General features: G+C 49.2%; 12 protein-coding genes. 3 read left to right on the forward strand and 9 right to left on the reverse strand.

The window, feature by feature from the left end; translation table 11 throughout:
• Positions 1 to 16: 16 nt before the first annotated feature.
• Together uvrC and trxA are read right to left on the reverse strand one after the other, a co-directional pair.
• A complete protein-coding gene (gene uvrC / locus HPT30_RS10620) occupies positions 17 to 1,996 on the reverse strand; it encodes an excinuclease ABC subunit UvrC (protein ID WP_175371372.1) in 1,980 nt (659 codons plus the stop codon).
• 188 nt (positions 1,997 to 2,184) lie between these two features.
• Positions 2,185 to 2,502, reverse strand: a complete 318-nt coding sequence (gene trxA, locus HPT30_RS10625) for a thioredoxin (protein WP_066376474.1) — start codon at positions 2,500 to 2,502, stop codon at positions 2,185 to 2,187.
• A gap of 340 nt (positions 2,503 to 2,842) precedes the next feature.
• On the opposite strand from trxA, the gene HPT30_RS10630 reads away from it, so the two are divergent.
• A complete protein-coding gene (locus HPT30_RS10630) occupies positions 2,843 to 3,001 on the forward strand; it encodes a YqzM family protein (protein WP_139085089.1) in 159 nt (52 codons plus the stop codon).
• Positions 3,002 to 3,330: 329 nt separating this feature from the next.
• On the opposite strand, the gene dnaI is transcribed toward HPT30_RS10630, so the two are convergent.
• From dnaI to HPT30_RS10645, 3 genes are all read right to left on the reverse strand, one after another.
• Entirely contained in the window at positions 3,331 to 4,284 is a 954-nt protein-coding gene (gene dnaI, locus HPT30_RS10635) for a primosomal protein DnaI (RefSeq protein ID WP_175371373.1), read from the reverse strand.
• 18 nt (positions 4,285 to 4,302) lie between these two features.
• Positions 4,303 to 5,838 carry a replication initiation and membrane attachment family protein gene (locus HPT30_RS10640; protein WP_175371374.1) on the reverse strand — a complete coding sequence of 512 codons (1,536 nt, stop codon included), beginning with the start codon at positions 5,836 to 5,838 and terminating at the stop codon, positions 4,303 to 4,305.
• A 333-nt stretch (positions 5,839 to 6,171) separates the two neighbouring features.
• On the reverse strand, positions 6,172 to 6,468 hold the full coding sequence (locus HPT30_RS10645; RefSeq protein WP_066376464.1) for a YuiB family protein: 297 nt from the start codon (positions 6,466 to 6,468) through the stop codon (positions 6,172 to 6,174).
• A gap of 650 nt (positions 6,469 to 7,118) precedes the next feature.
• On the opposite strand from HPT30_RS10645, the gene hemQ reads away from it, so the two are divergent.
• A complete protein-coding gene (gene hemQ, locus HPT30_RS10650; protein WP_175371375.1) occupies positions 7,119 to 7,874 on the forward strand; it encodes a hydrogen peroxide-dependent heme synthase in 756 nt (251 codons plus the stop codon).
• Between the two features lie 139 nt (positions 7,875 to 8,013).
• Here hemQ and HPT30_RS10655 read toward each other — a convergent pair whose 3' ends face one another.
• On the reverse strand, positions 8,014 to 8,271 hold the full coding sequence (locus tag HPT30_RS10655; RefSeq protein WP_175371376.1) for a hypothetical protein: 258 nt from the start codon (positions 8,269 to 8,271) through the stop codon (positions 8,014 to 8,016).
• Between the two features lies 1 nt (position 8,272).
• The gene (locus HPT30_RS10660) at positions 8,273 to 9,466 is read right to left on the reverse strand and encodes an NAD(P)/FAD-dependent oxidoreductase (RefSeq protein ID WP_175371377.1); all 1,194 of its coding nucleotides are present in this window, start codon (positions 9,464 to 9,466) and stop codon (positions 8,273 to 8,275) included.
• A 317-nt stretch (positions 9,467 to 9,783) separates the two neighbouring features.
• On the opposite strand from HPT30_RS10660, the gene HPT30_RS10665 reads away from it, so the two are divergent.
• Positions 9,784 to 10,758, forward strand: a complete 975-nt coding sequence (locus HPT30_RS10665) for an NAD(P)/FAD-dependent oxidoreductase (RefSeq protein ID WP_217622339.1) — start codon at positions 9,784 to 9,786, stop codon at positions 10,756 to 10,758.
• Positions 10,759 to 10,940: 182 nt separating this feature from the next.
• On the opposite strand, the gene sda is transcribed toward HPT30_RS10665, so the two are convergent.
• Together sda and HPT30_RS10675 are read right to left on the reverse strand one after the other, a co-directional pair.
• On the reverse strand, positions 10,941 to 11,084 hold the full coding sequence (gene sda, locus HPT30_RS10670; protein ID WP_175371379.1) for a sporulation histidine kinase inhibitor Sda: 144 nt from the start codon (positions 11,082 to 11,084) through the stop codon (positions 10,941 to 10,943).
• A 316-nt stretch (positions 11,085 to 11,400) separates the two neighbouring features.
• Complete coding sequence (locus HPT30_RS10675) at positions 11,401 to 12,063, reverse strand: YheC/YheD family protein (RefSeq protein ID WP_175371380.1); 663 nt, start codon at positions 12,061 to 12,063, stop codon at positions 11,401 to 11,403.
• Between the last annotated feature and the right edge of the window lie 131 nt (positions 12,064 to 12,194).

A 12,194-nucleotide genomic window follows, 5' to 3' on the forward strand; every position in this document is an offset into this window, starting at 1 on the left:
TACGATCACGCCTATGTTATGAATGCTCCGCCCCATCTTCCTGTAATACAGGTTCCTCATCCCGAAGGGCCTCCAGAATCTGCCCAGCAAGCTTCTCTCCGATAGACAATGGACGGAAATCCTCAATACTCGCCTCTTTAATTTTCTTGAGTGAGCCAAAATGCTTCAGCAGCAGCTTGCGCCGCTTCTCGCCAATGCCTGGAATGGAATCAAGCTTCGAGGTGACCATGGACTTCCCGCGCTGCTCACGGTGGAAGGTGATCGCGAATCTGTGCACTTCATCCTGGATGCGCTGTAGCAAATAGAACTCTTGGCTATCACGTGCCAGACCCACCGGCTCCGGAGGATCGCCGACCAGCAGCTGGGCGGTCTTGTGCTTCACGTCCTTCACAAGACCGCAGACCGGAATGAATAGACCGAGCTCGTTCTCCAAAATGTCTACCGCAGCCGAAATCTGCCCTTTACCGCCGTCGACCACGATCAGATCGGGCATCGGCAGATTCTCTTTCAGCACCCGCTCATAACGCCGCCGAATAACTTCACGCATCGTCTCATAATCATCCGGCCCTTGAACCGTACGTACTTTGTACTTGCGGTACTCCTTCCGGGCCGGCTTGCCGTCGATGAATACGACCATTGCCGACACCGGATTTGTGCCCTGGATGTTAGAGTTATCGAACGCCTCGATCCGGTGAAGAGATTCCAGGCCCAGGCTCTGGCCCAAGCTGAACGCCGCACCCGAGGTGCGCTCTTCATCCCGCTCGATGAGCCGGAATTTCTCGTCCAGCGACACCCGTCCGTTCTCGCAGGCCATGCGCACCATCTGCTTCTTCAGGCCGCGCTGCGGCACCAGCACCTTGACGCCAAGCCACTCCTGAATAGCTGCTGCTCCGCCAGCAGCATCTACAACCCCGGCTGCGGCCGCTTCTGCTGCCGCAGCTTCACGCTGCGCAGCCTCTTGCGCCGTCTCCGGCTCTTCCTCTGCGCCGTCCGCCTCACCGGCGGCAGCAGGTGTGGACGATGCCTTCACCGGCTGATCTTCCGCGGTGGCTTCGCGTACCGCGTCCGGCAGTAGAATCTCCTGCGGCAACGCAGGGTTGTCACTGTAATACTGAGTGACGTAAGACATAAAGTCGCTGTACGCTTCGCCATAGAACGGGAAGGCCGACGAGTGCCGCTGAATCATTTTACCCTGACGCATGTACAGAATCTGCACACACATCCAGCCCTTATCCACTGCATAGCCGAAGACATCGCGGTCTTTGGTGTCCGCAGTATTGATGTTCTGCTTCTCCATCAGAGCCTCAATATACATGATCTGGTCACGCAGCTCCTTGGCCCGCTCGAAATACAGCTCCTCGGCCGCCTCCTGCATCTTCTGCTGAAGATCCTTCTTGACCGCCTCATGCCCGCCTCCGAGAAAAGCAGCAATACTCTGCGTGATCTCTTCATACTGAGATTTCTGCACCTCTTTCTCACACGGAGCCAGACATTGGCCCATATGATAATAGAGACAGACCTCCTTAGGCATCACGCCGCATTTGCGCAGCGGATACATCCGGTCAAGCAGCTTCTTCGTCTGCTGGGCAGCATAAGCATTCGGATATGGCCCAAAATATTTAGCTTTATCTTTAATCACCCGGCGGGTTACTTCCAGCCGCGGGTGCGTTTCATTCGTGATTTTCAAATACGGAAAGGTCTTGTCGTCCTTGAGCTGCACGTTGTAGCGCGGCATATGCTTCTTAATCAGGTTGCACTCCAGAATCAAGGCTTCCATATTGCTGGATGTGACAATATACTCGAAATCGGTAATATCGAGCACAAGACGTTGGGTTTTGCCGTTATGACTGCCTGTAAAATAAGAGCGGACCCGGTTCTTCAGCACCTTCGCCTTGCCCACATAAATAATGGTGCCTTCCTTGTTCTTCATCAGATAACACCCGGGCAGGTCGGGCAGCAGTGCCAGCTTGTTGCGGATATGATCCATATGATCCATGTTTTACCCCCACCTAAATCCTTCCCCTTGGGGAGACGCCGCAGAATACGATCTAATCAGACACCCGATTCAGGCAACTAAAAAAGAGATCTATGCTGCGGATAATTTATCTCTAATTATAGCACACAAAGCGCCTCCGGAATGAACCGAAGGCGCTAAGCAACAGACCTTGAAGGCCGTATCAAATCTTATTGATGTTTGGCAACGATATTTTTCAGGGATTCTTTGGAGTTCAGTCCCACTACTTTATCAACCGGTTGACCGTCTTTGAAGAAGATCAGTGTCGGAATGCTCATTACGCCAAAGCGGGAAGCTGTTTCCGGGTTCTCATCCACGTTCACCTTAGCGATTTTCACGCTGTCACCCAGTTCTGCGGACAATTCGTCCAGAATTGGAGCAAGCATTTTACAAGGGCCGCACCAAGGAGCCCAGAAATCTACAACAACAGTCCCTTGACCTTCCACTTCATTGGTGAAGGATTGGTCGGACACGTTCACGATAGCCATGATATGTTCCTCCTTTTAGTTTTGCGAAGCCATGCTTGCTTAGTAAGCCTGAAGCTTAGGTTGGCATAACAGCTCCGAAATTATAATGAATAAATTGTTTCATGTAATATGATAACCAGATTACCAATTACCGACACGTTCTAAGTATAACATATTTATAATGAATTTGTGAAATACATCATACAATTATATTGCTCTCCAGTTATTTTACCGGGAACACTCTTATCTTTACAAGAGGTCAGCAGGTTCGTTATACTTATGGAAAGCGCATTATTTGTCAATGACTTATCTCATAATGATTTAAGAATGCAGGCCTGTCGCCTGCAAGGAGGCAAAGACTATGGATGTCAACGCGCATGTACGTGACCCGCGGGAGCATGTCAACGAAGAGCCCCGCAATGACCTTGGCGATCTGATGAACGGATTCTTCGGCATGACAACCTTCATGGCGGTAGTATTCTTCGGCATGGTCATCATCAAGTTCATTCTTTCGGAATAGCAAGCACGGCTCATTACCGTCCGTCTTTGCTATCGAAGCAAAAATCCGTTACCTTCCCCAAAGGAAGATAACGGATTTTTTGTTTCGCTATACGCTGAACTTAAGATCCGAACGTAAGGCTCGGTCGTCACTACGGTGAATGTTTGGACTTCCGGTCGCTGTTGTTCCCAGATTTCTTATTTATAAACCGCTTCTAGCGGTTGAAGTCTGGTAACAAAGGCGAACGCTTTCGCTCCTTCAGCTCCAAACTTCCCCTTCGTTCCTTCTCGCTTTTCGTTACATTATTCTGTTCGTTTTATATTGATCCATAGCTGCCCCTGCATACACGGTTATCGCTTGCCGCGTTGATTCTCCCCGTACAGCGGAATAACATCCACAAACGGTGCAATCCGGTCCATCAGCCGTTGGCCCTTGTAGATCTCTTCGCCGTCCTTACTGGTGAAGCTGAGATGCTTCTCCAGACCGTCAAGCGGATAGTTCGACGTGTAAAAGGTCGGCTTGCGGTTCATCCGGTAGTTCAGGATGGCCCCCAGGATGTGATCGCGTGCCCAGGGATTCAGGTTCTCTGCACCGATATCGTCAAAGATCAGCAGATCGCAGTTCTTCAGCGTATCCACAGTTTCCTTCAGCTTCTGCCCATCCATCATGATCGACTTCAGATCCTCGATAAAATCAGGCATGTACACGATAACGCCGTTATAGCCAGCCACCGCGAGCTCGTGCAGCAGATAGCACATTAGAAAGGTCTTGCCAGTACCGAACGAGCCATGCAAATAGATCCCGTGCGGGGTCAGACCATTCTCTTTCGTGGTAGTAATGTAATCAAATAATTTATTAACGGCAACCCCCCGGCGAGGGTCCTTGCCCATAATATCGATCTCGTCATAACCGCCGTGCAGAACACGCTCGTCCACATAAAAGCTGCGGATCCGCTTGCGAATGCTATCCTGACTGTCCTGCGCTACCTTCAGCGCACACGGCGTCTTGCGTTCATACAGATCCGGCGCACCGCTGACACTCTCCACGGTTAGCTTGCTGTAATGACCCGGAAAATCATTCGGGCATGCCGCAAGGCCGGGACAGTTAGCGCAGTGGCGGCTTTCCTCCACATACTGGTACAGGCGGCTAAGATGAAGCCGCAGACGTGATTCGTCCAGCTCGGGATGTTCTTCCCGGAGCTGCTTCACCAGGGGATGGTTCAGCAGTCCTTGCTCCAGATCACGGGAACGCTGGCGCAGAGCGGGATTGTTCATTGAACGCAGCACATCGCCCGTAGACTCCATTGTTCCACCACACTTTCTTTACGGCGCCTTGGAGACGCCTTTTTTCTTGCCAGCCTTAATTTCGGCAGCTTTCTTCATCATCGCCGCGAATTCCTCTTCCGATACCGTTCCGGCACTGCCATCATCCAGCGCAATCGGAATATCCGGCTTCGCCGGACGGTTTCCGTTCCGCGTATAAGTGCGCGTACGGCCTCCGGCTGCCGGACTGCTCGCATTCTTACCTTTAACCTTGGACTGATCGCGAATATACCGTACGGCTTTCTCGTAAGTATTGACCTGCTTAACCAGCATATTGGAAGCAATCGCCTCTACGAAATTACGGTTCATCCGTTGGTCACCACCAGAAGCAACCATAGTCATTAAGTAATGGATAAGGACGTTGATAACTTCGCCGTTCAATTTGTAGTTCAAGTCGATCTTCTCGAAAATGTCCAGCAGCTGTCCCGGCACCGTGCCCGGGAAAAATGTTTGCAGCAGCCGTGTATAAGGCTCGTTGCGCAGCATCATATTATATTGGTGAATATCGCATTTGGACAGAAACTGTGGAGGGACCTCCACATAATATTCCATCTCGACAGCCTGTTCTAGCGGAGCAATAGCGTCGCTATTCTCCTCACTCACTGCAGCGCGGAGGGACACCACCTTAGCAGCAGCGACTTCGCGCTTCTCCTGCCGTTTCAGATCCTGCCGGAAGTGCTGGCTGGCGATATGCTGAAGCGTGTCCAGAATCACCTCACCGTCCGGCGCGAACACTCCATCCTCATCCAGCAGGCGGCATATATCCTGCGGGCCCAGATCATACTTGCGGGCCACATAATTAATGACCCCCATCTGGTTATGATCGAAGCGCAGCTTCTCTACATGGGACCGGTTCACCGATTCTCGCGGGAATCGCAGAATAATATCACTATATCCAATAGCCTGGTCTCCATCTTCGCGGGCACCAGGCTGCCGTACAGTGGCAACCTCGGCCAGCGCCTGCTCCAGCTCATAATCTATCACATGTGTATTGAGCTCAAAAATATCATAGAACGGCAGCGAGATGTTCTCCTTGCCAAGCGAGCGGCGGCTAAGCTCCTCCGGCTGCCGGGTCCAGAACTGCTCCCGCAGCGCCAGCACGGCGAATTTGCCGATTTTGTCACGCAACAGCAGGGTTAGATGCTGGGTAGCAAAAAACTCGGTAGGCGAAAGCGGAGCCAGCAGCTCATATTCATACATATAGTCATCCGTCTCCGGCATATAAATCCGGCAGGTCTGCAATAGCCCCACTGCTTCAAGCCGGGAAGCTTGATCAATCAAATATTTACGGCCTTTCTCGTTCGGTTCTACGCCCAGTGTCATGAACAGTCGACGTTGCTGCTCCACTCCGGAGTAGCCAATAGCCTCTGCCGGGATATGCTCGAAGAGCAAACGGTACAGGCTGATGGCGAAGGCACCCACCATAGGCTGGTATACGGAGCCCAGCATTCGTCCATCAAGCACACTAAGGCCGAATTCGCGGGAAACGCAGTACCGATGATGTTCGGTAAAATGATGTAAATGACTCATGCGCATCTGCGGAAACCTCCCCCTTATCTGCACGAATTCATATAGAGTTCTATTCTATCACAAAAAACGCAGCCGGAAATGTAAAAAAAAGTGCAATTTCGACCTTTTCCGCGAACCACCGATTCACTGCACCAGCTATCATTTTCCAAGCCCTTATACATAGCCGATTTTATTCCTGCCAGTCCCTGTTTATTCTTTAATAGGACTTATTTTCATGTCTCTTCCCAATAAAAAAAGAAATCACAGTCATCGGAATGACCGGATTTCCCGGCAGACTGAGAGCCCTTTCAAAAATAGGGGGGGGACAGTCCGGTTTAAATATTATATGTCGTTGTGGGACTAAAACATTTTGTAGCCGCCAATCCGCAGCTTGCGAATCGTCCAGCCGCTGAGCACAGCACCGATCAGACCGGCAACACCCGTGAGATAATCGACAATATGGAAGGAAGATAAATGCTCCCAGAGGGTCATGGCGCTGCGATCCCAAATGGAATACACGACGACCGGTAAAATGACGATTACAAACAGGTAAGCTGGAAACCACGTGGTCTTCATTAACATGTTAAGGATAAAGCCAATGCCGAACATCATGACAAAGAACAAAACGGCCAGAACAAACACAGGAATCAATCCCATCTACCGTCTTCACCCCTCTCTATAAAGAACCGCACATCTAACACGAGCTAGTAGTAAGTTTACTAGAAAAAATGTAACGAAGCAATGAACTTTATTTGAACAGGCTGTGTCTTGTTTGCTCTTGAGCCATTGCATGCGATACAATGCAATTAGGACAAATTGGACTATACATAGTTTATGCGCCCTGTAGCCATAGTAAGACCCTATGGCCTCTATGATATAAGCGAAGCTTACGCTAGCAAAACTCTAATCTTATAAGATGAACAAAAGAAAGAACAAAAGCGAGAAGGAATGGAGGGGACGATTGGAGCTGTAGGAGCGCAAGCGATCGCCTAAAAGCTTTCTGCAAGAAAGCTCGCATCGGAAGCATAAGCTCTCCAGATTTCAACCGCTAAAGCGTTCATATAAAAGAAATCTGGGAACAACAGCGACCGAAAGTCCAAACTTCACCGGAATGACACCGAGCCATATGTCGTATCTTACGTTCATCTTATAGGTAAAACTAAGCCCACGCTTCCGAAGCAAGTTTTACCGATGGATCTCTGAGCAGTTTAAGCTAGTAAAACTAAGCCAATGCTTCCGAAGTAAGTTTTACCGATGTATTTTCAAAGAAGCTAAGCTAGTAAAACTTTTAAGGAGTGAGAAAGAACATGAATGAAGCCGCTTTAACCCTGGAAGGGTGGTACGCCCTGCATGACTTCCGCTCTCTGAACTGGACTGCTTGGACGGCAGCTGATGATGAAGAACGTGCCGTTGCTCTGGAAGAACTGCATGCTTTTATACAAGAATGGGGTCCTGTGGAAGAAGCTAAGCAGGGCAGCTCCGCAGTATATGCCATTGTAGGTCAGAAGGCCGATTTCGTACTGATGTACCTGCGTGAGACCCTGGAAGACCTGAATAGGCTGGAGACGGCTTTTAACAAGACCGCCTTTGCCCAATATACAACGAAAGCCTACTCCTATGTCAGCATTGTTGAACTTAGCAACTATGCTGCAAGCGGAAGCAGTAACGGCGGAGATCCAATGCAGAGTCCCCATGTCCAGGCACGGCTCAAGCCTATTCTGCCGCAAGCGAAGCATATCTGCTTCTACCCGATGAACAAGAAGCGGCACCTGGATGACAACTGGTATACTCTCGATATGGACAAGCGGCGTGAGCTGATGCATTCCCATGGCCTGATTGGCCGCAGCTATGCTGGCAAGGTTAAGCAGATTATTACCGGCTCTGTCGGCTTTGACGACTGGGAATGGGGCGTTACTTTGTTCGCTGAAGATGCACTCCAGTTCAAAAAGCTGATCTACGAAATGCGCTTTGACGAGGTCAGTTCCCGTTATGGCGAATTCGGTCCTTTCTATGTCGGCAACCTGCTGACACCAGAGTCCTTCGAAGAGATGCTGAAGCTATAATCGGAGACTCATTTTCATACTTTGGTAACAACAAACGGGGTGTCCTCAAAGCCATGGCTTTGGAGACACCCCGTTTTATGGTTAAGCATCCTGGCTGCAATAATGAACGCTTGTCCTTCATCACAGCCTGATGCTTTACTTATTCTTCTTCGGGTCCACCCTCAGTATCCTTCAGGCTTTCCAAATACTCTGCTGTCGCCCGGTCACGAGCCCGCCCCTTATCTTTCAGACGTTCAATGCCCGGCAGAATCAACAGATCAATCTCCTTCTGGACATTATAGGCCAGATCATAGCGATTCTGATCTTCAAGATAAGAACCCACTTCAATCAGACCGTTATAACGGTCCAGTTCCTCACGCGTAAGCAGTCCTCTCACTTGCACGCTGCAATGGCGCATCTTAAAGGAATTTTCCTTTTTTCAATACGAGCGGAATGCCGCCAATAATGAACAGGTAACGCGCATCGACCACTTTCTTCAACTGCGCAGCAAACCAGCCTTTGTATGTCTTGGAGCCGACAACAGCGACACCTTGACCTCTACCAAGGGAGGCTACAGTTCCTTTGTTGCTGAATACAAATTTCTTCGGCTGTTGATTGCGGATAGATGCCACTAAGTTATGCGCACAACATTCGCCTTGTTGCATTGCAATTTGAGCCGTTGGCGGGTATGGACGCCCTTCCGGATTGATCATGAGCGAGCCGTCGCCGATGATAAAGATGTTGTCATGGCCAGGCGCACGCAGGAACTCGTCCACTTTAACACGGCCACGCATAGCTTCAAAGCCAGCAGCTTCGATCAGACGGTTACCGCGGATACCGCCGGTCCATACGATTGTGGAAGCCTTGATTTCTTCGCCGGTAGCCAAGATAACTCCGTCAGGCAGGCATTCCTTGATGGCAACGCCCATTTTGAAGGTAACACCCTTCTTCGTCAGGACGTTCATTGCATGCTCCACCAGTTCAGGTGCAAAGCCCGGCAATGCTGTTGGTGCTGCTTCTACGTTGTAGATATTCACAAGGCTAGGATCAACGTCGAACTCTTTGCACAGCTCAGGAATACGGTCCGCCAGTTCTGCTACAAACTCGATACCACTGAAGCCTGCACCGCCGACCACGAAGTTGATGTGCTCTTGTGCATTGCCTTCGTTCTTATACTTAGCGAATTGATATTCGATATGCTCACGGATCAAACGCACAGAGTTAATACTGCGGATCGTCATTGCATATTTATCCAATCCAGGAATACCAAAGGTTTCAGGCTCTCCACCCAAGGCAATCACGAGATAGTCGTACGAAAGCGTGCCATCCTCAAGGATAACTTTCTTTTGTTGGGTACGAATTTCTTGTACCGAAGATTTAACAAGATCAATCTTGAACTCGTCGATCAGCTTGGAAATAGGTACACGGGTATGCTCAATGCTGTCCGTGCCAGCTGCCGGCATGTGAAGATGGGTAGTGAAATAGTGATACTCGTGCCGGTTAACCAAAGTGACGTCAGCCTCATTGTAATTCAACGCTTTTTGCAACCGCTGGGCGGTCAAAATTCCTCCGTACCCCGCGCCGAGGATTACGATTTTAGGAATACTGCTCATGTTCCGACTCCTTCCAACAGGTAAATCTGTCTATGTGGTATTTTTTAAAAACCATTTTTGTGAAATTATACACTTAAATTCAGAGGAAATTCCAATCAAACTTAAAGTATTTCGAAAATTGACATATCTATTGTAAACCTAACTCGAGTATTAATCAAATGTTATCATCAAAAAATGGATATCCTTTGAACGAAGGTCAAATTCTTTGCAGGTATCAGCCACAATGTTTATAATGGGAGTGTAAACAAGTATGGCAAATTGAATATATCAACTCGGAGGTGTAATATCCTGTGACTCTAGATTCTTCCGGCGTTCCTATGAGCGACCTTCTAATCATAGGCGGCGGTCCAGCCGGCATGTTCGCCGCATTTTACGGCGGTATGCGCCAGGCATCTGTAACCCTTATTGAAAGTATGCCCCAACTTGGGGGACAGCTTGCCGCTCTTTATCCTGAAAAATATATTTATGATGTGGCTGGTTTCCCAAAAGTTACCGCACAGGAGCTTGTGGACAATCTGAGCCGCCAAATGGAGCTCTTCCAATCTGATATCCGCTTGGAAGAGAAGGTCGTTTCCGTACAGAAGCGTGATGAACGCCATTTCGTGGTAACAACTGACAAAGCAGAATACCACAGTAAAGCAGTGATCATCACAGCTGGAGTAGGCGCATTCGAGCCACGCCGTCTGGAATTGCCAGAGGCACAGCGTTTTGAGAAAGCCAACCTGCACTATTTCATCAGCGATCTGAACGCCTTCAAGGGTAAAAAAGTGCTGATCAGTGGCGGTGGCGACTCCGCAGTAGATTGGGCTTTGATGCTTGAACCAATTGCCGAGCAAGTCACCCTGATTCACCGCCGGGATAAATTCCGCGCGCATGAGCATAGCGTGGAGAAGCTGATGGCTTCCAAGGTCAACGTCATTACTCCAACCGAAATTACCGCCTTGCATGGCGAGGAATTCATAACCAAAGTAACATTATCCCATATCAAGACCAAAGAAACACAGGAAATCGAAGTGGACAGCGTGATTGTCAATTTCGGCTTCGTTTCGTCCTTGGGCCCCATTGCTGAATGGGGAATTGAGATTGCTAGCAACTCTATTGTGGTGGACTCCCGCATGGAGACCAATATCCCCGGCATTTTTGCCGCAGGTGACATTACGACTTATCCGGGCAAGCTGAAGCTGATCGCCGTAGGTTTTGGTGAAGCTCCAACTGCCGTGAACAACGCGAAGGTCTATATCGATCCAGAGGCCAAGCTCTCTCCGGGACACAGTAGTAACTTGAAGCTGTAGAGGTTTGCCAGACCAGTCGCAATGACTTGGCAAATAGAATCATTATTCATTAAAACGCATAATTAATCGCGCCATAATAAAAGGGTATCCTGCCGTCGGCTAACACCAAGCCGGGAAGGATACCCTATTTTGTGTAACTTGCGGTTTGATATAAGTAGCCGCTGCAGAAGAACGTCTGCGTCTTAATGGAGTACCGCATGATCTGGAGAGTGTAAGTTCCGTTTGCGAATTTCAACGAGTAATAGAGCGATGAAATCATGCTCTAGTTGCAGCTCTATTGCTCTATGGTAAGAGTCAAGCAGCATCTCATCCGACAATTCAACCATAACGATCACCTACCTTTCCTTTATTTGGATCTGAATCTATCATATCAAACTATCATTTTTCGAACAAGCGTTCTCACTATCCACAAGTACATGTGGAAATCCTGTGCATAATTTGTGTGTAAGGGTTAGAAAGAGTATCGCTACGCAGTGGACTATGGGGATAATAGTTATACACAGGAGATTTTCCACATGTACACAGAAAAATTTTTTTCAAAATTGTCATATTTTACTGTAATTATTTTCTCAAAGGAAACACAACTAAACGCAATTTTATCCTACTACTTCTATTATCGTCAATTCTTAAAAATTATTTAATTTATTGGGGACGTGTATTCACTTCTAAAATCCATATTTTACCACTATAATCCACGGCATAATCAAAGCCCAACTCGCCTATTCCTGGGAAACGCCGCTCCATCAATTCAATACAAATCAGCGTCAACCGACGCATCTCCGCCCGCTTGGCAGATGACTTCACCCTCGGGAGCGAACGTCTCAGCCCTTCGCGACAGCTCAGCATCGTTCCGCCTTTGCACAGATTGGTGACAAACAAGCCGGGCCGGGCCAAACGCCCCACCATTGAACGAAATTCCCAGTGCTCACCGTTCTTCACTACTTTAACGCGATAGTCGATGGGCCGGCCAGCAATCCGTGCCAGGGATATCCCCTGCTGGATCAGGTATCTGCGCCGCACCCTTACTCTGTTCAGGGCATTTCGCATAGCGTAAAAATCGCGGTAGATCCGTGTCTTCGACATATAAGTAAATCCATACCCTCGCCGGTCGCGGAACACTTTGATCACACCGTAGCCTCCGCCGCCCACAACGGGTTTGATGACTACATTTCCATATCTGCCCAGCATATTCAGCAAAGCAGCATCACTATATTGCTGTGTTCTTGGAATGTAACCGGCAACCCTGGAATCGCTAAGCAACGCCTCGGTTTTCAGCCATTTGCTGGCCAGTTGTCTTCCTGCCATCGTCCTCCCTCTCCCTTCATTATCGTAGCCTACCGTATACTTTACTCAGAAAGTACCCCGCCCTCCTGTATGATTGTCCGTGCCCGGGCTGCTTACAGCAAAAAGGGGCGCTCGTGCCAGGGGCAGCCGTC

The sequence above is a fragment of the Paenibacillus agri genome (assembly GCF_013359945.1).
Lineage (GTDB): Bacteria > Bacillota > Bacilli > Paenibacillales > Paenibacillaceae > Paenibacillus_AQ > Paenibacillus_AQ agri.

Excerpts from the sequence above, each read along its gene's own strand:
- HPT30_RS10675 (WP_175371380.1), bottom strand. The coding sequence starts at position 12,063 with ATGGCAGGAAGACAACTGGCCAGCAAATGGCTGAAAACCGAGGCGTTG.
- HPT30_RS10630 (WP_139085089.1), top strand. The coding sequence starts at position 2,843 with ATGGATGTCAACGCGCATGTACGTGACCCGCGGGAGCATGTCAACGAA.
- HPT30_RS10640 (WP_175371374.1), bottom strand. The coding sequence starts at position 5,838 with ATGCGCATGAGTCATTTACATCATTTTACCGAACATCATCGGTACTGC.
- HPT30_RS10645 (WP_066376464.1), bottom strand. The coding sequence starts at position 6,468 with ATGGGATTGATTCCTGTGTTTGTTCTGGCCGTTTTGTTCTTTGTCATG.
- HPT30_RS10655 (WP_175371376.1), bottom strand. The coding sequence starts at position 8,271 with ATGCGCCATTGCAGCGTGCAAGTGAGAGGACTGCTTACGCGTGAGGAA.
- HPT30_RS10665 (WP_217622339.1), top strand. The coding sequence starts at position 9,784 with ATGAGCGACCTTCTAATCATAGGCGGCGGTCCAGCCGGCATGTTCGCC.
- sda (WP_175371379.1), bottom strand. The coding sequence starts at position 11,084 with ATGGTTGAATTGTCGGATGAGATGCTGCTTGACTCTTACCATAGAGCA.
- HPT30_RS10660 (WP_175371377.1), bottom strand. The coding sequence starts at position 9,466 with ATGAGCAGTATTCCTAAAATCGTAATCCTCGGCGCGGGGTACGGAGGA.
- dnaI (WP_175371373.1), bottom strand. The coding sequence starts at position 4,284 with ATGGAGTCTACGGGCGATGTGCTGCGTTCAATGAACAATCCCGCTCTG.
- uvrC (WP_175371372.1), bottom strand. The coding sequence starts at position 1,996 with ATGGATCATATGGATCATATCCGCAACAAGCTGGCACTGCTGCCCGAC.
- trxA (WP_066376474.1), bottom strand. The coding sequence starts at position 2,502 with ATGGCTATCGTGAACGTGTCCGACCAATCCTTCACCAATGAAGTGGAA.
- hemQ (WP_175371375.1), top strand. The coding sequence starts at position 7,119 with ATGAATGAAGCCGCTTTAACCCTGGAAGGGTGGTACGCCCTGCATGAC.